A 21,133-nucleotide genomic window follows, 5' to 3' on the forward strand; every position below is an offset into this window, starting at 1 on the left:
GCGGGCGGGCGACACGCACGGCGCGGGAGCGGATCAGAATCATCAACGAATCAACGCGCGGCGGCCCGGCCGCCGCGCATCGCAACACACGGTAGGGAATCGAACGATGGGGAAGGGTGCATGACGGCGTGGCTGACGGTAGTGGGCATCGGCGACGACGGTTACGCGGGGCTCGGACGCAGCGCGCGGCGCGCACTGCTCGACGCGACGCTCGTCGTCGGCGCGAAGCGGCATCTCGACATGCTGCCCGCGCGGCTGCCGGCCGCGCGCGAAGCGTGGCCGTCGCCGTTCGATCTGGCGGGCGTGCTGGCTCGACGCGCGTCGCCCGTCTGCGTGCTCGCCAGCGGCGACCCGATGCTGTTCGGCGTCGGCGCCACGCTCGCGCGCCAGCTTTCCCCCGACGAATGGCGCGTCCTGCCCGCGCCGTCGTCGCTGTCGCTCGCGGCCGCGCGCCTCGGCTGGGCGCTGCAGGATGTCGGCGCGGTTTCGCTCGTCGGCCGCCCGCTGGCGACGCTCGCGCGTCACCTGCTGCCCGGGCGCCGCCTGTTCGTGCTGAGCGCGGACGGCCGCACACCGGCCGCCGTTGCGGCCGAACTCGTCGCACGCGGCTTCGGGCCGACGCGCATCAGCGTGTTCGAACATCTCGGCGGCCCGCTCGAGCGGCGTCTCGACGGGCTCGCGCAGGACTGGCGCATCGACGAAACCGCCGCGCTCAACCTGGTCGCGCTCGACTGCCTGGCCGGCCCCGACGCGCCGCGCCGCGCGCTCACGCCCGGCCTGCCCGACGATGCGTACCGTCACGACGGCCAGCTCACCAAGCGCGACCTGCGCGCGATGACGCTCGGGCGTCTCGCACCCGCGCCCGGCGAGCTGCTGTGGGACGTCGGCGCCGGCAGCGGCTCGATCGGCATCGAATGGATGCGCGCGCATCCGTCCTGCCAGGCGATCGCGATCGAAGCGCATGCGGAGCGGCAGCGCTTCATCGAGCACAACCGCGACGCGCTCGGCGTGCCGGGCCTGCAGCTCGTCGCGGGCCGCGCCCCCGATGCGCTCGCGGGGCTCGCCGCGCCCGACGCGATCTTCATCGGCGGCGGGGCGACCGCGCCGGGTGTGCTCGACGCGTGCTGGGCAACGCTGAAGCCCGGCGGCCGGCTGGTTGCGAACGCGGTCACGCTGCAGGGCGAGATGACGCTCGCCGCATGGCGCGATGCGCACGGCGGCACGCTCACGCGCGTGTCGCTCGCCCACGCCGAGCCGCTCGGCCGCTTCGATACGTGGCGACAACCGTTGCCGGTCACGCTGTACGACGTGCGCAAGCCCGACGTGGCCGACACGCCCGCATCGTCGGCCACGACGAACGCAACGGACGCGTGATGCGCGACGAGACCCCCGAACAGCCCGCGCCGCTACGCTTCGGCTATACGACCGGCAGCTGCGCGACCGCGACGTCGCTCGCCGCCGCGCGGCTGCTGCTCGCGGGCCGGGCGGACGACGCGGTCGAGATCGTGTTGCCGAAGGGGCAGCGCGTGATGATGCGGCTCGAGTTCTGCCGTACCACCGCCGACGGTGCGGAAGCCGGCACGATCAAGGATGCCGGCGACGATCCGGACGTCACGCACGGCGCGCTGATCTTCGCGCGCGTCGCGCTCGCGGCGGCGCCCGGCGTGCGGTTTCATGCGGGGCCGGGCGTCGGCACGGTCACGCGCGCGGGGCTGACGCTGCCGGTCGGCGAACCGGCGATCAACCCGGTGCCGCGCCAGATGATGACGACGCACCTGGAAGCGCTGGCGGCCGAGCACGGCTATGCGGGCGGCTTCGACGTGACGATCGGCGTCGAAGGCGGCGAAGCGCTCGCACTGAAGACGATGAACCCGCGCCTCGGCATCGTCGGCGGGCTGTCGATCCTCGGCACGACCGGCATCGTGCGGCCGTTCTCGTGCTCGGCCTATATCGCGTCGATCCACCAGGGCATCGACGTCGCCCGCGCGAACGGCATCGCGCACATTGCCGCGTGCACCGGCAACGCGAGCGAGGACGCGATGCGCGCGCACTATCAACTGCCCGACATGGCGCTGATCGAAATGGGCGATTTCGCGGGCGCGGTGCTCAAGCACCTGCGGCGCGCGCCAGTCGCGCGGCTGTCGATGTGCGGCGGCTTCGGCAAGCTCAGCAAGCTCGCGGCCGGCCACCTCGACCTGCACAGCCGCCATTCGAGCATCGACCTGCCGCTGCTCGCGCAGTGGGCGGCCGAGGCGGGCGCAAGCGACACACTGCAGGCCGAGATGCGCGCCGCGAACACGAGCCAGGAAGCGCTGAAGCTCGCGCACGCCGACGGCGTGCCGCTCGGCGATCTCGTCTGTGCGCAGGCGCTGCGCGTCGCGCGCGACATCGTGCCGCCGTCGGTAGCCGTCGAGATGTTCGCGATCGACCGGCAGGGCCGCTTCGTCGGGGAGGCGCGATGAGCACGCGCATCCTGCTGCTCGGCGGCACCGGCGATGCGCTGAAGATCGCGCGCGCGCTCGGTCCTTACCATGTCTACAGCCTGGCCGGCCTCGGCAAGGTGCCCGACGACCTGCGCTGCGACGTGCGCGTCGGCGGCTTCGGTGGCGCGGCCGGGCTAGCCGCGTATCTGCGCAGCGCCGGCATCGGCCTCGTGATCGACGCGACGCATCCGTATGCCGCGCGGATCAGCGCGAATGCCGCCGCCGCGGCGCGTGAAGCAGGCGTGCCGCTGTGGGCGCTGCGCCGCGCGCCGTGGGAACCGCAACCCGGCGACGACTGGCGCATGGTCGACGACTGGGCCGGCATCGAGGCCGCGCTCGCGCCGTTCAGGCGGCCGCTGTTCACGCTCGGCCGCGAACCGCTCGCGCATCTCGACGCGATCCCGCCGCACCAGTTCTGGCTCGTGCGCTGCCTCGACGCGCATCCCGGCAATGCGCATGCGCAGATCGTCGCCGCGCGCGGGCCGTTCACGCTCGACGGCGAGCGCGCGCTGTTCGCGCTGATGGGCATCGACGTCGTCGTCAGCAAGAACAGCGGCGGTGCGGCCACGGAAGCCAAGCTCGATGTCGCGCGCGAACGCAGGCTGCCGGTCGTGATGCTGCGCCGGCCGCCGCTGCCCGACGCCGACCGCGCGTTCGATTCGACCGCGGCGCTCATCGACGCGCTCGATCCGGCCGCGCGCGCATGACACCGCGCGGCCGGTCATCCCATGAATTGACGGAGATTTTTCGATGACGGTGTATTTCATCGGCGCGGGCCCCGGCGACCCGGAGCTGATCACGGTGAAGGGCCAGCGCCTCGTGCGCACGTGCCCGGTGATCCTGTATGCGGGTTCGCTGGTGCCGGCGGCCGTGCTCGACGGCCATCGCGCGGAGCAGGTCGTCAATACGGCCGAACTCGACCTCGATGCAATCGTCGCGCTGCTCGCCGGCGCGCACGCGAAAGGGCAGGATGTCGCACGCGTGCATTCGGGTGACCCGTCGTTGTACGGTGCGATCGGCGAGCAGATTCGCCGATTGAAAGCACTCGGGATTCCGTATGAAATCGTGCCCGGTGTAACGGCCACGGCCGCGTGCGCGGCAACTCTCGGCGTCGAGCTGACGCTGCCCGGTGTCGCGCAGACGGTGATCCTCACGCGCTTCGCGGGCAAGACGACGATGCCGGAAGGCGAAGCGCTCGGCTCGCTCGCCGCGCACCGCGCGACGCTCGCGATCCATCTCGGCGTGCGCCATCTCGCCCGTATCGTCGACGAAGTGCTGCCGCACTACGGCGCCGATTGCCCGGTCGCGGTGATCTATCGCGCGAGCTGGCCGGATGAAGCGCGCGTGACCGGCACGCTCGCCGACATCGTCGGCAAGGTGCAGGGCACGCAGATCGAGCGTACCGCGCTGATCCTGATCGGGCGCGTGCTGGACGCCGAAGGGTTCGCGGATTCGACGCTGTACGCGAGCGCGGGCTGATCACGCGCGGGCCGGCCCGGGTTCGGTGCGGCGCTCGCGCCGGTGCGTGTAGCGCGCCGCGCCGATCATGATTGCGCCGCCGACGAAGTGGATCGGCGACGCCGATTCGCCGAGGATCAGGATCGACGCGGCGATGCCGACGACAGGGATCAGGTTGAGCACGACCACCGTCCTATCCGATCGCTGCGGGTCAACAGGCGCGGGACACGCGCTACGCTCGCGCGGCGTGCAGCACCCGCTTCGGCGCAAACCCCGCCGCCAGCGCGAACAGCGCGACACACAGGCAGGCCATCGCGATCCATGCGGGCGTCAGGTCCGCGAGGTGCTGGCGCACGATGCCCGCCGCGAACGGAAACATCCCGGCGATCAGGTAGCCAATGCCCTGCACGAACCCCGTCAGCGACGCGGCATCGGCCGGCGTCGCGGCATGGTCAACGGTGACGATCAGCGACAGCGGAAACAGCGCGCCGATCCCCGCGCCCATCAACAGCGCGGCCGGCAGCGCGAGCGCTTCCGGCGCGGCCAGCATCACCAGCAAGCCGACGAACAGCGACGCGATCGCCGCATGCAGCGCGGGCCGGCGATCGGGCAGGCGGTCGATCGTCGCCGAGATCGTCAGCCCCGCGACGACTTCCGCGAGCGTCACGCCGCCGAGCAGGCTGCCGGCCGCCGTCGGCGACCAGCCGAGCCGCATGTAGTACGGCGGCAGCCATGCGAGCACGAGCGTATACGCGCCCGTCGCGATGCCGAAGAACAGCGCGAGCCGCCACGCGCGCGGCGAGCGCGACGGCTGCGCGTTCGACGCCGACGTCGGCCCGGCGGCGAGCGCGTCGCCGCCGCGACTGGCCAGCGGCCACGCCAGCGCGGCCACCAACGCCGGCAGCGCCCAGCCCGCGAGCGCGGGGAGCCAGCCCCAGCGCGCCGCGGCGAACGGCGCGACGACGCTCGCGAGCACGGCGCCGCCCATGATCGACGTCGAATAGACGCCCATCGCACCGCCGATCCGCGTCGCGAAATGCGCCTTCACGAAGCCGGGCAGCAGCGCCTGCACCATCGCGATCCCGACGCCCGCGCAGCAGGCGCTCGCGAGCAGCAGCCACGCGTGCTGCGCGCCGATGCGCGCCACGCAGGCGAACCCGATCAGCGCGACGCCGAGCCAGACGCCGCCCGCGATGCCGGTCAGGCGCTGCAGGCGCCGCGCACTCAGCGCGCCGAGGCCCATCAACAGGATCGGGATCGTCGTCAGCAGGCTGGCCGCGCCGTCGCTGATGCCGGTCGCGCGCTGGATCATGTCGAGCAGCGGGCCGACCGCGGCAAGCGCCGGCCGCAGGTTCAGCCCGACAAGGACGACGGCGGCAAGCCGCCATCCGGGGGAAGTGAAGCGATTCATTGCAAGGCCCTCGATATTGGTGCGCAGCCCCGGTGAGACGCCGCGTGTTTTTTAGGTAAAGTATCTCGACATCAAGATAAATGCTGATTTATCTCGACGTCAAGATAACTGGTGAGCCGAGGAGGGTTAATGGATCGAGCCGCGCATGCGCTCGCACAATGGCGCGCCGAGCGTCCGGATCTCGACGCGTCGTCGATGGTGGTGATGGGGCGGCTGCAGGAAGCCGCGCTCGTGATCGCGCGCGACCGTCTCAATCCGCTGTTCGCGCGCTACGGGATGCAGCCGGGCGAATTCGACGTGCTGGCCACGCTGCGGCGCGGCGGGGCGCCGTTCGCGCTGACGCCGACGGCGCTGTACGACGCGCTGATGATGTCGTCGGGCGGGATGACCGCGCGCATCGACCGGCTGCAGAAGGCAGGGTGGGTGGAGCGCCGGCCGAACCCGGCCGACGGGCGCGGGACGCTCGTCGCGCTGACGGATGCCGGCCGCGCGCTGATCGATGAGGCAGTCGTCGCGCACATCGACAATCAGCGCGCGGTGCTGGCGGTGCTGTCGGATGCGGAACAGGCGCAGTTGTCGAAACTGCTGGGGAAGTTGCTGGCGGGGTTGGGAGAGGCGTCGGAAGGGGCGGAGGGAAGGTAGCGCTGCGAAAGCGTGACGCGAACTCTGCCGAGGTCGGCTTTGCGGGGGCTGACTCAGCAAGCCCCTCTCTCAATTACATCGACAGAAGCCCGCTTAGCGTCACGACGAATGCCCAGCTTACGCCAGATATTGGCATCGTCAAAAGTCGACTTTTAGCTTTCAGGCTCAAGCTTTCGGATAAGAAACCGATAATTTAGTCGAGACGCTGGTCAGTCAACGAGGGGCTGTGTTTGCAAGCAATGAATATTTTGCAAATCGTGTGCAAGGCAATCGATTGCGCGGGTTCCAAAACCTAACTTTGGCCCATTCGGGCGGGCTACCAGACAAGTAAACTTCGATCACACAGGCAATTTGATGGCCGACTACTCACCTGAATCCCTAATTGACCACTTCTTTGCAGATGCGAACGTTCAGCGACTCGTTACGTCGACGGCCTCGTGGCAACCCCTACGCATCTGCTACCCTAAAGAAGTTAACGTATCCCGGTTCTTGGCATGGTTGCTCGATCCATCCGAAGGTCATGGACTGGGGGACTTGGCGATTCAGTCGCTTCTCACACGCGCCTGGTGGAATTCAGACGACGCGGACGTGCCACTAACGACTCGACGATTCCTGTCGCCCTCCAACGTGCAAACAGAAGGCTTCTCCTCGGCGGTGGTTACCACTGAGGTGGATCTCAATGGCCGCTCCCTGGACGTGCTGGTCGTAGACTCGAACCGTCGACGGTATATTGCAATTGAGAATAAATTTGGCGCGCAACAATCACGTGCACAACTCAAGGACTACCGCAAGCAGTTGGAAAAACTTCTACCAGACTTCCTTGGCGTGCACGTTTTCCTCGATTCTCGTGAGGCGGTACCCGAAGATGCCGCCTGGATACCAGTAGGCTACGACTGGCTCGCTGAGTTTCTTCGTGAGGTTGAGAAACGCGAAGCCACCGCGCGGCACGTTCAGCAGGCGCTTGCACAGTTTCGTAACGTCATCGAAGATGAAACGGAAGATTCAATGGGAAAGAGTTCGTTCGGGCGTCTCGTGACGGAGGTCGCTGGCGGCCACCCAGAAGTTCTCGAACTCATGACCCCTTGGGCACGGCATGGCTCCAAGGGAGCGCGCGCACATATGCTTGTCGAACTAATGTCCGAAGCAAATACGCTTGAAGGGAAGTCAATGCTGCGCCTGTTTCAGCTTTACTGGCGCCGGGCTTCGGTCTGGGACCATTGCATTCGCCAGGCGCAATTTGCGCCATTCGTTTCCGCCTTGCGGCAACGATTCGACGATGTTCTCGTCGACCCCAAACGTGTACGCACCGGATTTTCACTTCTGCGATGGGACTCGTTAATCGATCTGGACCAGTTTCCCGATTGGAACTATTACCCAGCCGGGGTTAACGTTCGCCAGACTGGTGAGACGTTTCAGGTGACAACCTTTGTCCAGCTCAATCACGTCCGTGCTGAGAAGCGTGATGTGTTAATTGAAGCGGCGGAGGCGCTCCGCAAAACCAATGGCGTACGACGTCAAATGAGCGACGAGCAATCGTTCGTGGTCTTGCGTAGGCTCCGCGACCTCAATAAGACTCGGGCCATCAACGAGACCGTATCGCAGTTCGTTGAATTGCAATCCAAGCTCGAATCGATTCGTTAGTTGGGGCGGAAACCACTTTGCGACAGCCGCCAGGACAAATTCCGCGAGAGGGGGTGGGCAATTGATGTCCGTGTAGCACCACATCGGCGATCCCCCCAGAATCACCACGATCATCGACATACTCATGGAAAGATAAACTCAAATAACAAAAATACTCCGAGGCACTTCGTCAACACAGCTAGCGCACCTCAATGGTGGAAAGCTCTTTGAAGGGACATCGTCGGCGCAAATGGCAAAGATTGACGGAAGCAAGGTCTTCCATGGCACATCGTCCACGCAGATTCTTAAGGTCGACTCTGGAAGGATTTTTGAAGGCACGTCGTCCAGGCAAATTGCGCGAATCGATGGCGGAAAAGTGTTTCGCGGAACGTCTCAGAATCAGATGGCGAAGGTTGAAAATGGGAAGGTATATGAAGGGACTTCGTCGACGCAAGTTGCTCGCGTCGACGGGCCAATCAGCCACGCGGAACTGGCATCAGTTTTACGCTTGGTCCTTGCCCTTATATGAACGAGCACTAGCGAGCTGAAGGCGAACTGAGCGATTGGTCACTGACCGTCCGCTATGCAATATCGAGCGACAGTCCGATGACCGACGAAGCACGCATGGGAACGGCGGTTAGCGGCCGAGGACTATCAGTCTTCCCCGCGTTCCCCAGATAATTCGCGATGAACGTCAAAAAAGCCTGCCGCGCAATGCGGCGGGCTTTTCAGGTCACAGCCGGCACAACGTGTGCCCGCTTAACCCCTCAACCGCGTGCCGGAATATTCAGCCCACGCTCGACAGCCGGCCGCGCAACGAACGCGTCGAGCACCCGCTTGACGTTCCGGAATTCGCTGAAGCCCACGAGATCACCCGCTTCATAGAACCCGACGAGGTTGCGCACCCACGGGAAGATCGCGATGTCGGCGATCGTGTAGGTATCGCCCATCACCCACTGGCGGTTCGCGAGATGCGCGTCGAGCACGCCGAGCAGGCGCTTGGACTCGTCGACGTAACGGTCGCGCGGACGCTTGTCCTCGTAGTCGCGGCCGGCGAACTTGTGGAAGAAGCCGACCTGGCCGAACATCGGCCCGATGCCGCCCATCTGGAACATCACCCACTGGATCGTCTCGTAGCGGCCCGCGAGATCCTTCGGGATCAGCTGGCCCGTCTTGTCCGCGAGATAGATCAGGATCGCGCCCGATTCGAACAGCGGCAGCGGCTTGCCGTCCGGGCCGTTCGGATCGATGATCGCCGGGATCTTGTTGTTCGGGTTCAGCGACAGGAACGCGGGCGAGAACTGGTCGTTCGTGTCGAAGCGCACGAGGTGCGGCTCGTACGGCAGGCCGGTTTCCTCGAGCATGATCGACACCTTGACGCCGTTCGGCGTCGGCAGCGAGTAGAGCTGGAGACGGTCGGGATGCTGGGCCGGCCACTTTTGCGTGATCGGGAAGGCGGACAGGTCGGACATGGAGGGTCGCTCGTCGAAGTGAAGGATCCGCGCCCCGTTCCTGCTGCCGCACGCGCCACGGTCGATGGCGAGACGGCAGGGCGGAGCGCGCCAAAAACGCCCACTGTAGCCGATCCCGCGGATCGATGCAGGCGGTGGCCACGCGCGACCGCCGCGGCATCGCCAAGCGCCGCCGGCAACCGTCAGAAGTTGTGCCGCAGCCCGATCATCGCGGCCGTCGTGCCGACGCCCGGCGCGACCGGCTGCCCGTATACGAGCATCTGGTCCATCGTGCCGCGATTGTTCACGTGGCCGATCTGCGCATAGACCATCGTCCGCTTCGACAGGCTGTAGTCGGCCGCGAGCACGACCGCCGTCGACTTGTTCGCCGAGACGTTGCGGTCCTTCAGGTAATACACCGCGGACGTCACCTGCAGCGCGGGCGTGAAGCGATAGCCGATGCCGGCCGACAGCATGTCGAGGTTCACCTTGTCCGCATGCGACGGATTCCTGCCGTTGCCGTACGACGCCGACACCGAGAAATCGTGGATCGTGTATTTCGCGCCGAAGTAGATGAAGCGGTTATTGTCGACGCCGGTCGGCGCGACGCCCGGCGCCGGGCTCGTGTCGTGGCCGCTGTAGTAGGCGGCCGAAGCGTTCAGCCCATCGTTCGCATACCTGAGCACGACCGACTCGCGCGTGCCGCCCTGGAACTGCCCGGCCACGCCGCCCGGCGCGTATTCGAGCGCGATCGACGCACCCGCGAAGGTCGGCGACTGGTAGACGAGCGCATTGCTGTCGTACAGCGCGCCGATCGCTGCGTTGGTGCTCGTCCCCGACCAGCCGGCCGCCGTGTTCAGGCCGAGCCACGCGATCAGCACGCTGCCGAAGAACTGCGCGTTGCGCACGTCGGTGTCGGCCATCGCGTAGATCATCGGCACGATCTGGCGGCCGGCCGTGAATGTGCCGAACGGGCCGGACACGCCGAGCGACGCAACCTGGTTGAAGATCGCGACGGCGCCCGGCGTATCGCTCAGCTGCAGCTTGCCGGTGCCGCTGTCGAACGAACCCTGCAGCTTGAAGTTGACCTTGTAGCCGCCGCCGATGTCCTCGCTGCCCTTGATGCCCCAGAAGCTCGAGTAGATACCGCCGTCCTTCATGCGGAACACCTTGCCCGTATTCGGCGCGGTCGGGCTGAACGACGCCGCCGACGTGCTCTGGTACAGCAGGCCCGAGTCGATCACGCCGTAGAGCGTGACGGAGGATTGCGCGTGCGCGAGCGCCGAACAGCCGGCAAGCGCCGCGAGCGCGGCCAGTTTCGTCTTCATCCAAGTCTCCAGGGTCTTGTGTCGTGACCGGACGGGGTCGAGCCCGTCCGGGTGAAGCGGGGAAACATCGAGGCTGGCGGGCAGGCGTGACAGGCATCGCCCGTGCGAGCCGTGCGGAAAGACTACGCAACGGCGGGCGGCCGCTCCCCCCCATGCGCGGGGGGCAGGGTTGCGGAGAATCGGAGGAAGACGGGCGCGGCGATGGGCCCGATTGGCGGAACCGGCGCTACAACGTCAGGGCGCGCTTTCGAGGAGACCCAGCACCAGCGCGCGGCGCACCGCATGCTTGCGCGAACTGGCGTCGAGCTTGCCGAACAGGTTCTTCAGGTGCCACTTCACGGTTTCCTCGCCGACGGCGAGCGCCACCGCGATCTCCTTGTTCGACAGGTTGCGCGCGAGCAATTCGAGAATCGCGCGCTCCTTCGGCGTCAGCACGACGCTCGGTACCGCGCGCGGGCTGGCCGCGGTGCGCGGCGCGGGCGGCACGATGCGCGGTTGCGGCAGCGCGTGCCGCGCGGGGCCGGCGCCGGCGGCCGCTTCGTCGCCGGCGCGGCGCGCCCAGTCGGCGATGGCCGGATGCGCATCGGCGAGCGTGCGCGTCAGCCCGAACAGGTCCGCGAGGTTCATCGCTTCGTCGAGTAACGCGCGGCCGCCGCCGCCCGACTGTTCGCGCGCGAACGCGCTGAGCGCCATGATCTCGATGCGCGCCTGCCCCATGCTCATTTCGCGGGCCAGCACGGCGGCTTCGTCGAGCGCCGCGCGCGCGTCGTCCCAGCGGCGCGCGGCCAGCGCCGCGCCCGCGTGCGCGGTCGCCTGCAGCAGCACGACGGGGCGCCGCCACAGCGGCCCGTGCGACGGAAACTCGGCCGCGGCGATCGCATCGATCCGCTCGACGAGCGCATGGCAGGTCGCCTCGCGATAGCGCGCGGCATGAATGCGCACCTGTTCGGCGAGACTCGCGACCGACAGGCGCGGCAGGCGCCGCGCGACGCCCATCGCATCGAGCGCTTCCAGCAGGTCGATCGCGCGGTGCTCGACGCCGCGCAGCAGCGCGATGCGCGCGGCGGTGCAGTAGCCGAGCAGCACGGTATCGGGCGTGCCCGCATGCTCGAGCACGTCGAGCCGGTTCGCGAGCAGCGCGGCGGCCTGGTCGACGCGATCGGCCTCGTACGCGAGCGCCGCGCACATCGCCGCGAGCATGCACGTCAGCGGATGGCGGCGCCCGAGATCGGCCTCCGCACGCGCCAGTGCCGGCGACAGCGCATCGTCGGCCAGCCGGATCTGGCCTTCGCGCAGGTAGCTCAGGCCCGTGATGAGCTCGCCCCAGCGTGCGACGTAGCCGAACCCGGCCGCCGTCTCGCCGCGCGGCGCGGCGTGCTGGAAGCGGCGCGCCTGCGCCGGTTCGCCGACGATGATCGCACGTGCCGACAGCCGGTTCGCGTGCATTTGCGCGAGCCACGTCGCCGCCGGCGGCGTGAAGTCGGCCCACGGCTCGAACAGCTCGACGAAGCGGTCGATTTCGTCGGCGTAATACGCGGCCGCGCTGAGGATCAACGCGCATTCGTAGCGCATCGCCGCGGGCGTGCCGGGATCCGCGAGGATGCCCGCGATCTGGCGTTGCGCCTCGACATGGCGCTCGCCGAGCGCCAGCGCCCACGCCACCGCGACGCGCAGCGTCGGGCGCTTGTCGAGTTCCGCATCGGGCAGCAGCGCGAGCCAGTCGAGCACGTCGTTGATGCGGCCCTGCTTGATCGCATCCTCGAGACAGCGCTGCGCAAGCGCGTACGCCACCTCGAACTGGCCGGCCGCATACGCGTGGCGGGCGGCTTCCTCGGTCATCCCGTGCGTGTCGAGCCACGCGGCCGCACGCGCATGCAGCGCGCTGCGCTCGGCTTCCGGGCCCGCGGCCAGGCGGTCACGCAGCGTGTCACGCACGAGTGGATGCAGCCGGCACCAGTCCGAATCGTCCGACGCAATGAACAGCGGCGTGTCGCGCGCGAGCCGTGCGAGACGGTCGGGTGCGTCTGCGTCGTCGAGCAGCGCGGCGCACAGCGACGGATGCAGGCGATCGGCGACGCTCGTGCGGGTCAGGAACGCGGTGTCGTCGGCCGACAGGTTCGCGAGCAGCAGTTCGACGAGCCGGTCGCGCGTACCGTCCACGCGTGCAGCGAGTGCGTCGACCGCCTGGCGTGGGTCGGCCGAGCGCGCCATCGCGGCCATCGCGAGCTGCAGGCCGAGCGGCCAGCCGTCGACGCGCTCGAACAGCCGCGCGCACGCGTCGGCGTCGACCCGCTGCGCAAAGCGCGCGCCGACCAGCGCAATCGTCTCGTCGAGCGTGAAGCGCAGCCAGTCAGGGCCCGCGAGCGTGCATTGCCCGCCGGCGAGCAGATCGCCGGCCACGTGATCGAGCCCGCGCCGCGCCGCGACCACGACATGCAGGTTTTGCGGCGCGTTGTGCAACACGTAGGTCAGCGCATCGAGGCCGGCGGGCGGCAGCCGCTCCGCATCGTCGACGATCAGGAGCGCATCGATCGACAACTGCGCGACCTCGGCCAGCCACGCGGTCACGCCTTCCAGCGCGCGCGCCGCGTCGGCCGCGCCGACCGGGATCAGGCGCCCGAAGCCGGGCCGCGCGCAGCCGGTCCGCACCGCCTGCACGAGCCCTTGCAGCAACCGCGCCGCATCGTCGCGCTCGTCGGCCGACAGCCACACGACCGCGCGGCCGAGCGCGAGGGTTTCGCGGCGCCATTGCGCGAGCAGCGACGTCTTGCCGTAGCCGGCCGGCGCCTGCACGAGCGTGACCGGCCGGCCGTCGAACGCGGGCGCGGCGAGGCTCAGCCGCGCGCGGGCCAGCAACTGCGCCGGCACGCGCGGCGCGGTCGTCTTCAGGACCAGTTCGGTGGGAGGCGCGTCGGCGCGATCGGGTGGGTGGGCCATCGGGGCAGCAGTCGGAATCCGGCGGTGCCGTGTGGGCCAGCGTCCGGGGTGGGTGTGGGGGGAAGGATCGGTCGAACCGCGTTCACCCGTCAATCCCCCCCGCGACGAGTGGGGCCGCACCGGCACCGCATCGATAGCATGGGTTCCGATGCATGACGAACACCACGAGGAGCCCACCCATGAAGATCGTATCGACCGGCACGCGGCGCAGCGCGCCGCTCGCCGGATAAGCGGAGCGGCACGATGTACCGCCATCTGCTCGTGACGGTCGACGGCACGCCCGGCGGCATCGACGCGATCGGCCATGCGCTCGAACTGGCGCGCGCGGTCGGCGCCCGGGTCACGTTCATGCTGACCGGCGCCGCGCCGGACTCGCGTTTATCCGGAGCGCGGCTGCCGGAGCACGGTGCGAAAGTGGAAGCCGCCGCGCGGGCGCAGGGGTTGTCCCATGCGATCGCGGGGGCCGGCCATCCGGGGGCCGGCCATCCGGCGGCGGCTGGCGACGCAGCGCCTGGTGCGCTGGCGGCCGAACTCGGCTGCGACCTGATCGGCGTCGCGGCGCTGCCGCACGACGCCGACGCGGCGGCCTGCGCGCAACGGCAGCACCTGCTCGCAACGAGCGGCGTGCCGGTGCTCGTGTGCACGTCGCGGCGGACGCCTGCCGAGGCGCGCGTGATGGCGCGTTGCCTCGATGCGCATCGTGCGGTCGAAGGATGGCTGCGAGCGCTGATGGCCTCGGGCATGCACGCGGACATGGACGCGCCGCAGCGGCATGCGGCCGACACGCAGGATGCGCTGGCATCGCTCGCTGCGCTGCAGCGCGCCCGGATCGGCACCGCCGCCGAAGCGCGCCTCTTCGCGGCATTGCGCGTCCGTGCGGAGTGCGTCGCGGCCGAACTGGACGAACTCGACCGCCAGCGGCAGCGCGATGCGCAAGCGCTCGATGCGCTCCTGCGGATCGCCGCGGAAGGGCTGCCGTCGGCCGCGTTCGACATGGCGCTCGCCCGCTATGCGCACGGCGCGTTCGAGCAGATGGGACGGATGGAAGGCGTGATTTTCCCGGCCGCGCGGCGCTATCTCGGCGACGCGGACTGGGCCGGACTGGATGAATCGCTGGCGGACGGCGCAGCCGCGACGCCGCCACGCGTGAACGAACCGAACGAACCCGACGATGCGCGACGCGCATCCGACTGACACCTTACGGAGAACACCATGGCACATGCAGTGCGATTCCACGAAACCGGCGGCCCCGAGGTCCTGCGCTGGGAGGAGGTCGACGTCGGCGACCCGGGCCCCGGCCAGGTGCGCCTGCGGCACGACGCGATCGGCCTGAATTTCGCCGACACGTACTTCCGCAGCGGCCTGTATCCGGTGCCGCTGCCTGCCGGCCTCGGCGTCGAGGCGGCCGGCGTGGTCGAAGCGGTCGGCCCCGGCGTGACGAACGTCGCCGTCGGCGACCGCGTGACCTACACGGGCTTCCTGAACACGCTCGGCGCGTACAGCACCGAACGGCTGATTCCCGCCGCGCCGCTCGTGCGGCTGCCGGCCGGCATTTCGTGCGAAACGGCTGCGGCGATGACGATGCGCGGCCTGACGTCGGCCTACCTGCTGCGGCGCATCCATGCGTTCGCACCGGGCGACACGATCCTGTTGCACGCGGCCGCCGGCGGCGTCGGGCTGATCGTGTCGCAATGGGCGAAGCTGCTCGGGCTCACGGTGATCGGCACGGTCTCCAGCGAGCACAAGGCCGGGATCGCCCGCGCGCACGGTTGCGACCATACGATCGACTACAGCCGCGAGGATGTCGCGAAGCGCGTGCGCGAACTGACGGACGGCGCGGGCGTCGACGTCGTGTTCGACAGCGTCGGCAAGGACACCTTCGAGGGCTCGCTCGATTCGCTGAAGCGGCGCGGGCTGATGGTGTGCGTCGGCACGGCGTCGGGCCCGATCCCGCCGTTAGATCCGCAGCGCCTCGCGATGAAAGGCTCGCTGTATCTGACGCGCCCGGCGCTGGCCGACTACATCGCCGATCCGGCCGAGAAGAACGACCTGGCCGGCGAACTGTTCGCACACGTCGCGGCCGGCCGGATCCGGATCGAGATCAACCAGCGCTACGCGCTGCAGGACGCCGCGCAGGCGCACCGCGATCTCGAATCGCGCAAGACGACCGGTTCGTCGGTGTTCAACGTCTGAGGAGACGCGCATGCGAGTCGAACCCTTGACCTGCGCGATCGGCGCGGAACTGCTGGATGTGAGCCTCGCCGACGCCGTGCACGACGACGGCCTGTTCGCCGAGATCCGCGCGCAGCTGCTCCGGCATCGCGTGCTGTTCCTGCGCGACCAGGACATCACCCGCGCCGAGCACGTCGCGTTCGCGCGCCGCTTCGGCGAGCTCGAGGATCATCCGGTGGCCGGCAGCGATCCCGAGCACCCAGGACTCGTGCGGATCTACAAGTCGCCCGACCAGCCGAACGACCGCTACGAGAATGCGTGGCACAGCGATGCGAGCTGGCGCGTGGCGCCGCCGTTCGGCTGTGTGCTGCGCTGCGTCGACGGTCCGCCGGTTGGCGGCGACACGATGTGGGCGAACATGGTGCTCGCGTACGAGCGCCTGCCGGAACACGTGAAGCAGCAGATCGACGACTTGCGCGCGCGTCACAGCATCGAGGCGAGCTTCGGCGCGGCGATGCCGATCGACAAGCGCCTCGCGCTGAAGGCGCAATATCCGGACGCGGAGCATCCGGTCGTGCGCACGCACCCCGAAACCGGCGAGAAGGTGCTGTACGTGAATGCGTTCACCACGCATTTCACGAACTTCCACACGCCGGCGCGCGTGCGGGTCGGGCAGGACGCGAATCCCGGCGCCGGCCAGTTGCTGCAATACCTGATCAGCCAGGCCATGATCCCGGAATACCAGGTGCGCTGGCGCTGGAAGAAGAACAGCGTTGCGATCTGGGACAACCGCAGCACCCAGCACTACGCAGTGATGGACTACCCGCCGTGCGTGCGCAAGATGGAGCGCGCGGGCATCGTCGGCGACGTGCCGTTCTGAGCGCGTCAGCCCCGTAACCGGTCCGCACCCCTGAACCACGCGCCGGGCCTGCCGCCCGGCGCGGCGGGATACGCACGCCCGTACGCCCGCAATACAACGATTTCCACTGGAGGACGACATGCAATTTCTCGACGATTCGCTGCACCCGGAAAACCAGGACAAGGTAGTCATCACGGTCGCGCCGTACGGCCCCGAGTGGATGCCGGCCGACTTTCCGGAAGACATTCCGGTGACGATGGACGAACACGTACAGAAGGCCGTCGACTGCTACAACGCCGGCGCGACTGTGCTGCACATGCATGTGCGCGAGCTCGACGGCAAGGGCAGCAAGCGGCTGTCGAAGTTCAACGAACTGCTCGGCCGGCTGCGCGAGGCGGTGCCCGACATGATCCTGCAGGTGGGCGGCTCGATCTCGTTCGCGCCGGAAGGCGAGGGGGCTGACGCGAAATGGCTGTCCGACGACACGCGCCACATGCTCGCCGAGCTGACGCCGAAGCCCGACCAGGTGACGGTCGCGATCAACACCGTGCAGATGAACATCACCGAGCTGATGAACCGCCAGGACATTGCCGGCACGTCGTTGAACGAGGCCGCGTACTGGGATGCGTACCGCGAGATGACCGTGCCGGCCGGCCCGGGCTGGGTCGACGAGCACCTGCGCCGCCTGCAGGCGGCCGGCATCCAGCCGCATTTCCAGCTCACCGGCATGCACGCGCTGGAAACGCTCGAACGGATCATCCGCCGCGGCGTCTATCGCGGCCCGCTGAACGTCACGTGGGTCGGCATCGGCGGCGGCTTCGACGGCCCGAATCCGTACAACTTCATGGAATTCGTGCGGCGCTGCCCGGACGGCGCGTGCATCACGTTCGAATCGCTGATGAAGAACGTGCTGCCGATCAACACGGTCGCGATGGCGCTGGGGCTGCATCCGCGCTGCGGGATCGAGGACACGATCATCGACCAGAAGGGCAACCGGATGACGTCGGTGCAGCAGGTCGAACAGTGCGCACGGATCGCGCGCGAACTCGGCCGCGACATCGCCACCGGCAAGGAGGCGAAGGCGATCTACCGGATCGGCGTGCAGTACGACGGCATCGACGAGACGCTGGCGCACCTCGGGATGGCGCCGAACCGCCGGCCGGGCGAGGTGAACGTGCCGCTGCGGGCAGCCTGACGCATCGCGCATCCGCGCATCCGGGTATGCGGCCGTGACGGCCGCTGCCCGCCGATCGTTGTGGCGTGGCACCCACCCCTGCGCAGCGCGCGGGAGCGGACTCCGGTCAACGGAGCGGGGCCACGCAAGCCGCGCCGGAGCACGACCTCCGGCGCCGGAGGAGACACGCATGCTGATCCATCATGTCGAGCCGTCGATGCAGGACGTCGCCGCCGCCGGCCGGCGCGCGCCCGCGTATGCGTGGCTCGTGTTCGGGCTGACCGTCGGCCTGCTGCTGTCGGACTACATGTCGCGGCAGGTGCTCAACGCCGTGTTCCCGCTGCTCAAGCACGCGTGGGCGCTGTCGGACACGCAGCTCGGCTCGCTGTCCGGCGTCGTCGCGCTGCTGGTCGGGCTGCTGACGTTTCCGCTGTCGGTGCTCGCCGACCGCTTCGGGCGCGTGCGCAGCATCGTGCTGATGGCCGCGTTGTGGAGCGTCGCGACGCTCGGCTGCGCGCTGTCGACGAACTACGCGGAGATGCTCGTCGCACGCGGCCTCGTCGGGCTCGGTGAGGCCGCGTACGGCAGCGTCGGCGTCGCGCTGATCCTCAGCATCTTTCCGGCACGGCTGCGCGCGACGCTGACCGGCGCATTCATGGCCGGCGGCGCGTTCGGCTCCGTGTTCGGGATGGCGCTCGGCGGGCTGGTCGGCGCGCATCTCGGCTGGCGCTGGTCGTTCGGCGTGATGGCCGCGCTCGGCATCGTGCTGCTCGTCGCGTATCGCTGCGTCGTGACCGAACGGCGGCTCGCCGCGTATCGCATCGAACCGTGCCGGCGCGACGCCGGCGCACCGCGCGACCTGCGCGGCAACGTGCGCGCGCTGATGTCCGGGCTGTTCGCGTCGCGCTCGGTGATCTGCGCGTATCTCGGCAGCGGGCTGCACCTGTTCGTGCCGGGCGCGCTGTTCGCGTGGCTGCCGAGCTACCTGAACCGCTACTACGCGATGGCGCCCGACCGCGCGGCCGTGCTCGCGGCCGGCTTCGTGCTGCTCGCGGGCGTCGGGATGGTCGGCTGCGGGATCGTCACCGACCGCATCGGCAAGACCGACGGCAAGCGCAAGTGGCTGACCGCGATCGCGTATTGCGTACTCACGGGCGTATGCCTCGCGATTGCGTTCCGGCTGCCGCCCGGGCCGCTGCAGCTCGCGCTGATCTGCGCGGGGATGCTGGTCGGCGCGGGCGCATCCGGTGCGTCGGGCGCGATGGTCGCGAACCTGACGCCGGCCGCGATCCACGCGTCGGCGTTCGCAACGCTCACGCTCGCCAACAACCTGCTCGGCATGGCGCCGGGCCCGCTGCTGACGGGGTGGGTCGCCGATCGTGCCGGGCTCGTCGGCGCACTGCAATGGATTCCCGTCGTGCCGCTCATGGCCGCCGTGCTGTTCGCGATCGGACGCGCGAGCTACGTGGCCGACCTCGCGCGCGTCGAACGCGACCGGCGCGCGTCCCACCTTTCCTGAACGCTTCGGAGACTGCATGACCCTGACGACCACCCCCACCATCCTGATCGTGCCCGGCTTGCGCGATCACGTCGAAGACCACTGGCAGACGCACCTCGAACGGCGCCTGCCGAACGCGCGCGCCGTCGCACCGCTCGAAGCCGACAAGCTGAGCCGCGCCGCGCGCGTCGCGGCGCTCGATGCTGCGCTGGCCGCGATCGACGGCCCTGTGATCCTGGTCGCGCACAGCGCGGGCGTGATGATTACCGTGCACTGGGCGCGCCAGGCCACGCGCAAGATCCACGGCGCGCTGCTCGCGGCGCCGGCCGATCTCGAGTCGCCGATGCCCGCCGGTTATCCGGCGCCCGATGCGATCGCCGCGAACGGCTGGACGCCGGTACCGACCGGACGTCTGCCATTTCCGAGCATCGTCGCCGCGAGCCGCAACGATCCGCTCGCGCGTTTCGAACGCGTCGAGGCGCTGGCGGCCGGGTGGGGCAGCCAGCTCGTCGACCTGGGGGAGGTCGGGCACCTGAACCCGGCGTCGGGATATGGCGAGTGGCAGGATGCCGAACGGCTGATCGGCGAAGTGGCCGCACTCGGCGCCGCCTGACTGACCGAATATTCCCGCCTTCCGCGCGCCGCGTGCCCGGCGCGCGCCCCGTCACCGTCGGGTCGCGACGCGGCCCCGAACCGATTCCATTTCGCTTCCCGCCGAGATACGACGTCTTAACACGCGGCACAATCGACACGGCACGGCTTCCCACCAGTGATTGACACACAAATCGTCAACAACCGGAAGCTGTTTGTCAGGGAAAGTCCCGCCCCACGCGCCGTGGTTTTTTGTTGACCGACATCGTATAACGCCGTCATGATTTCCTGAAAAGAAAGGTCCCATCCACCGACCGAAGTGAGGAGACATGAACGCCACCACGATCGCTCGCCGTGTCCGCCGGATCACACTCGCCCTGGGCTTCACGCTGTCTGCCGCGGCCGCCGTTGCCGCCCCCGTCTCGCTGAACATCGTCGATGTCGCGGGCAACCTGCAGCTCACGCAGAAGGCCATCGAAGCCTTCAAGGAAAAGAACCCGAACCTCGTCTCGAACGTCACGTTCACGAACGCGCCCGCGCCGCAGTTGCCGGGCAAGATCAAGGCGATGCAGGCGGCGGGGCGTGCCGACATCGACCTCGTGCTGACGGGCACCGACGCGCTGGCCGCCGGCATCGAGCAGAACCTGTGGCAGAAGCTGCTGCCCGACGACGCGGCCGCGTTTCCCGGCGTGCTCGATAAATACGCGCCCGGCCCGCGCAAGATGCAGGATCTCGCGCAGGGCTACGGCCTCGAGGTCACCTACATGCCGGCCGGCCCGCTGCTCGAATACAACCCGGCGAAGGTCAGCGACCCGCCGAAGACGCCCGATCAATTGCTCGCCTGGTGCAAGGCGCACCCGAACAAGCTGATCTATGCGCGCCCGGCGAACTCGGGCCCCGGCCGCACGTTCCTGATGGGGCTGCCGTACGTGCTCGGCGACAAGAATCCGCAGGATCCGATCAACGGCTGGGACAAGACCTGGGCGTTCCTGAAACAGTTGAACGACTGCGTGCCGTACTACCCGGGCGGCACCTCGGCGGTGATGAAGGAACTCGGCGAGGGCACGCGCGACATGACCGTGACCGTCACCGGCTGGGACCTCAACCCGCGCGCGCTCGGCATCGTGCCGGCCGAGTTCAAAATCCAGGCGTTCGACAACATGACGTGGGTCAACGACGCGCACTACATGGTGATCCCGAAGGGCGTGCCGAAGGAAAAGCTCGACGTGCTGTTCAAGCTGATGAACTTCCTGCTCGAACCGGCGCAACAGTCGATGACCTACGACGACGGCTACTTCTATCCGGGCCCGGCGGTGAAGGGCGTGACGCTCGAGATGGCGCCCGCGCACAGCCAGGAGGTGGTCCGCAAGTTCGGCCGACCCGAGTACGCGAAGCTGCTCGCGGATCGCCCGCACGTGCAGCCGCTCAGCGCGCAGGCGATGGTCGCCGCGTTCCAGAAGTGGGATCGCGAGATCGGATCGCAGAAGTCGAAGTAACGCATGGACCGGC

At 68.7% G+C, this 21,133-nt stretch carries 19 protein-coding genes; 14 read left to right on the forward strand and 5 right to left on the reverse strand.

The features are described 5' to 3' along the window. The first annotated feature begins 120 nt into the window (after window positions 1-120). Genes cbiE through cobM form a run of 4 tightly spaced genes read left to right on the forward strand, consistent with a single transcriptional unit; the run spans window position 121 to window position 3,962 of the window. Window positions 121-1,374 carry a precorrin-6y C5,15-methyltransferase (decarboxylating) subunit CbiE gene (gene cbiE / locus CFB50_RS09165; protein ID WP_089445635.1) on the forward strand — a complete coding sequence of 418 codons (1,254 nt, stop codon included), beginning with the start codon at window positions 121-123 and terminating at the stop codon, window positions 1,372-1,374. After that, window positions 1,374-2,462 carry a cobalt-precorrin-5B (C(1))-methyltransferase gene (locus CFB50_RS09170; protein ID WP_089445636.1) on the forward strand — a complete coding sequence of 363 codons (1,089 nt, stop codon included), beginning with the start codon at window positions 1,374-1,376 and terminating at the stop codon, window positions 2,460-2,462. The genes cbiE and CFB50_RS09170 overlap by 1 nt, the downstream gene beginning before the upstream one ends. Beyond that, window positions 2,459-3,190 (forward strand): cobalt-precorrin-6A reductase, encoded by a 732-nt coding sequence (locus CFB50_RS09175; RefSeq protein ID WP_089445637.1) that lies wholly within the window; start codon window positions 2,459-2,461, stop codon window positions 3,188-3,190. The genes CFB50_RS09170 and CFB50_RS09175 overlap by 4 nt, the downstream gene beginning before the upstream one ends. Before the next feature lie 43 nt (window positions 3,191-3,233). Continuing rightward, entirely contained in the window at window positions 3,234-3,962 is a 729-nt protein-coding gene (gene cobM, locus CFB50_RS09180; protein WP_011351983.1) for a precorrin-4 C(11)-methyltransferase, read from the forward strand. On the opposite strand, the gene CFB50_RS39475 is transcribed toward cobM, so the two are convergent. Beyond that, window positions 3,963-4,124 (reverse strand): hypothetical protein, encoded by a 162-nt coding sequence (locus CFB50_RS39475; RefSeq protein WP_179254164.1) that lies wholly within the window; start codon window positions 4,122-4,124, stop codon window positions 3,963-3,965. Between the two features lie 49 nt (window positions 4,125-4,173). After that, entirely contained in the window at window positions 4,174-5,352 is a 1,179-nt protein-coding gene (locus CFB50_RS09185) for an MFS transporter (RefSeq protein ID WP_089445638.1), read from the reverse strand. Window positions 5,353-5,481: 129 nt separating this feature from the next. On the opposite strand from CFB50_RS09185, the gene CFB50_RS09190 reads away from it, so the two are divergent. From CFB50_RS09190 to CFB50_RS40510, 3 genes are all read left to right on the forward strand, one after another. Beyond that, window positions 5,482-5,994 (forward strand): MarR family winged helix-turn-helix transcriptional regulator, encoded by a 513-nt coding sequence (locus tag CFB50_RS09190; RefSeq protein WP_089445639.1) that lies wholly within the window; start codon window positions 5,482-5,484, stop codon window positions 5,992-5,994. Window positions 5,995-6,348: 354 nt separating this feature from the next. Beyond that, on the forward strand, window positions 6,349-7,635 hold the full coding sequence (locus CFB50_RS09195) for a PDDEXK-like family protein (protein WP_089445640.1): 1,287 nt from the start codon (window positions 6,349-6,351) through the stop codon (window positions 7,633-7,635). Window positions 7,636-7,786: 151 nt separating this feature from the next. Beyond that, window positions 7,787-8,143 carry a hypothetical protein gene (locus tag CFB50_RS40510; RefSeq protein ID WP_369413485.1) on the forward strand — a complete coding sequence of 119 codons (357 nt, stop codon included), beginning with the start codon at window positions 7,787-7,789 and terminating at the stop codon, window positions 8,141-8,143. Between the two features lie 238 nt (window positions 8,144-8,381). Here CFB50_RS40510 and CFB50_RS09200 read toward each other — a convergent pair whose 3' ends face one another. The 3 genes from CFB50_RS09200 to CFB50_RS09210 form a co-directional block, all read right to left on the reverse strand. After that, window positions 8,382-9,086: a glutathione binding-like protein gene (locus tag CFB50_RS09200; protein ID WP_069247971.1), complete on the reverse strand. Its 705-nt coding sequence runs from the start codon at window positions 9,084-9,086 to the stop codon at window positions 8,382-8,384. Between the two features lie 182 nt (window positions 9,087-9,268). Beyond that, on the reverse strand, window positions 9,269-10,393 hold the full coding sequence (locus tag CFB50_RS09205) for a porin (RefSeq protein ID WP_089445641.1): 1,125 nt from the start codon (window positions 10,391-10,393) through the stop codon (window positions 9,269-9,271). Between the two features lie 234 nt (window positions 10,394-10,627). Next, entirely contained in the window at window positions 10,628-13,330 is a 2,703-nt protein-coding gene (locus tag CFB50_RS09210; RefSeq protein WP_089445642.1) for a LuxR C-terminal-related transcriptional regulator, read from the reverse strand. Window positions 13,331-13,573: 243 nt separating this feature from the next. On the opposite strand from CFB50_RS09210, the gene CFB50_RS09215 reads away from it, so the two are divergent. The 7 genes from CFB50_RS09215 (at window position 13,574) to CFB50_RS09245 (ending at window position 21,120) form a co-directional block, all read left to right on the forward strand. Then, the gene (locus CFB50_RS09215) at window positions 13,574-14,524 is read left to right on the forward strand and encodes a universal stress protein (RefSeq protein ID WP_089445643.1); all 951 of its coding nucleotides are present in this window, start codon (window positions 13,574-13,576) and stop codon (window positions 14,522-14,524) included. An 18-nt stretch (window positions 14,525-14,542) separates the two neighbouring features. After that, on the forward strand, window positions 14,543-15,523 hold the full coding sequence (locus CFB50_RS09220) for a quinone oxidoreductase family protein (protein WP_089445644.1): 981 nt from the start codon (window positions 14,543-14,545) through the stop codon (window positions 15,521-15,523). A gap of 10 nt (window positions 15,524-15,533) precedes the next feature. Beyond that, the gene (locus CFB50_RS09225) at window positions 15,534-16,382 is read left to right on the forward strand and encodes a TauD/TfdA dioxygenase family protein (protein ID WP_089445645.1); all 849 of its coding nucleotides are present in this window, start codon (window positions 15,534-15,536) and stop codon (window positions 16,380-16,382) included. A 118-nt stretch (window positions 16,383-16,500) separates the two neighbouring features. After that, window positions 16,501-17,556 (forward strand): 3-keto-5-aminohexanoate cleavage protein, encoded by a 1,056-nt coding sequence (locus CFB50_RS09230; RefSeq protein WP_089445646.1) that lies wholly within the window; start codon window positions 16,501-16,503, stop codon window positions 17,554-17,556. A gap of 169 nt (window positions 17,557-17,725) precedes the next feature. Next, on the forward strand, window positions 17,726-19,054 hold the full coding sequence (locus CFB50_RS09235) for an MFS transporter (protein WP_089445647.1): 1,329 nt from the start codon (window positions 17,726-17,728) through the stop codon (window positions 19,052-19,054). Between the two features lie 16 nt (window positions 19,055-19,070). After that, entirely contained in the window at window positions 19,071-19,646 is a 576-nt protein-coding gene (locus CFB50_RS09240; protein ID WP_089445648.1) for an RBBP9/YdeN family alpha/beta hydrolase, read from the forward strand. A gap of 307 nt (window positions 19,647-19,953) precedes the next feature. Beyond that, the gene (locus CFB50_RS09245) at window positions 19,954-21,120 is read left to right on the forward strand and encodes an ABC transporter substrate-binding protein (RefSeq protein ID WP_089445649.1); all 1,167 of its coding nucleotides are present in this window, start codon (window positions 19,954-19,956) and stop codon (window positions 21,118-21,120) included. Window positions 21,121-21,133 lie beyond the last annotated feature (13 nt).

The organism is Burkholderia sp. AU33423 (assembly GCF_002223135.1).
GTDB lineage: Bacteria > Pseudomonadota > Gammaproteobacteria > Burkholderiales > Burkholderiaceae > Burkholderia > Burkholderia lata_D.

Excerpts from the sequence above, each read along its gene's own strand:
- CFB50_RS09230 (WP_089445646.1), top strand. The coding sequence starts at position 16,501 with ATGCAATTTCTCGACGATTCGCTGCACCCGGAAAACCAGGACAAGGTA.
- CFB50_RS09195 (WP_089445640.1), top strand. The coding sequence starts at position 6,349 with ATGGCCGACTACTCACCTGAATCCCTAATTGACCACTTCTTTGCAGAT.
- CFB50_RS09225 (WP_089445645.1), top strand. The coding sequence starts at position 15,534 with ATGCGAGTCGAACCCTTGACCTGCGCGATCGGCGCGGAACTGCTGGAT.
- CFB50_RS09220 (WP_089445644.1), top strand. The coding sequence starts at position 14,543 with ATGGCACATGCAGTGCGATTCCACGAAACCGGCGGCCCCGAGGTCCTG.
- CFB50_RS09240 (WP_089445648.1), top strand. The coding sequence starts at position 19,071 with ATGACCCTGACGACCACCCCCACCATCCTGATCGTGCCCGGCTTGCGC.
- CFB50_RS09210 (WP_089445642.1), bottom strand. The coding sequence starts at position 13,330 with ATGGCCCACCCACCCGATCGCGCCGACGCGCCTCCCACCGAACTGGTC.
- CFB50_RS09235 (WP_089445647.1), top strand. The coding sequence starts at position 17,726 with ATGCTGATCCATCATGTCGAGCCGTCGATGCAGGACGTCGCCGCCGCC.
- cbiE (WP_089445635.1), top strand. The coding sequence starts at position 121 with ATGACGGCGTGGCTGACGGTAGTGGGCATCGGCGACGACGGTTACGCG.
- CFB50_RS09200 (WP_069247971.1), bottom strand. The coding sequence starts at position 9,086 with ATGTCCGACCTGTCCGCCTTCCCGATCACGCAAAAGTGGCCGGCCCAG.
- CFB50_RS09205 (WP_089445641.1), bottom strand. The coding sequence starts at position 10,393 with ATGAAGACGAAACTGGCCGCGCTCGCGGCGCTTGCCGGCTGTTCGGCG.
- CFB50_RS09245 (WP_089445649.1), top strand. The coding sequence starts at position 19,954 with ATGAACGCCACCACGATCGCTCGCCGTGTCCGCCGGATCACACTCGCC.
- CFB50_RS09215 (WP_089445643.1), top strand. The coding sequence starts at position 13,574 with ATGTACCGCCATCTGCTCGTGACGGTCGACGGCACGCCCGGCGGCATC.
- cobM (WP_011351983.1), top strand. The coding sequence starts at position 3,234 with ATGACGGTGTATTTCATCGGCGCGGGCCCCGGCGACCCGGAGCTGATC.
- CFB50_RS09175 (WP_089445637.1), top strand. The coding sequence starts at position 2,459 with ATGAGCACGCGCATCCTGCTGCTCGGCGGCACCGGCGATGCGCTGAAG.
- CFB50_RS09170 (WP_089445636.1), top strand. The coding sequence starts at position 1,374 with ATGCGCGACGAGACCCCCGAACAGCCCGCGCCGCTACGCTTCGGCTAT.
- CFB50_RS09190 (WP_089445639.1), top strand. The coding sequence starts at position 5,482 with ATGGATCGAGCCGCGCATGCGCTCGCACAATGGCGCGCCGAGCGTCCG.
- CFB50_RS09185 (WP_089445638.1), bottom strand. The coding sequence starts at position 5,352 with ATGAATCGCTTCACTTCCCCCGGATGGCGGCTTGCCGCCGTCGTCCTT.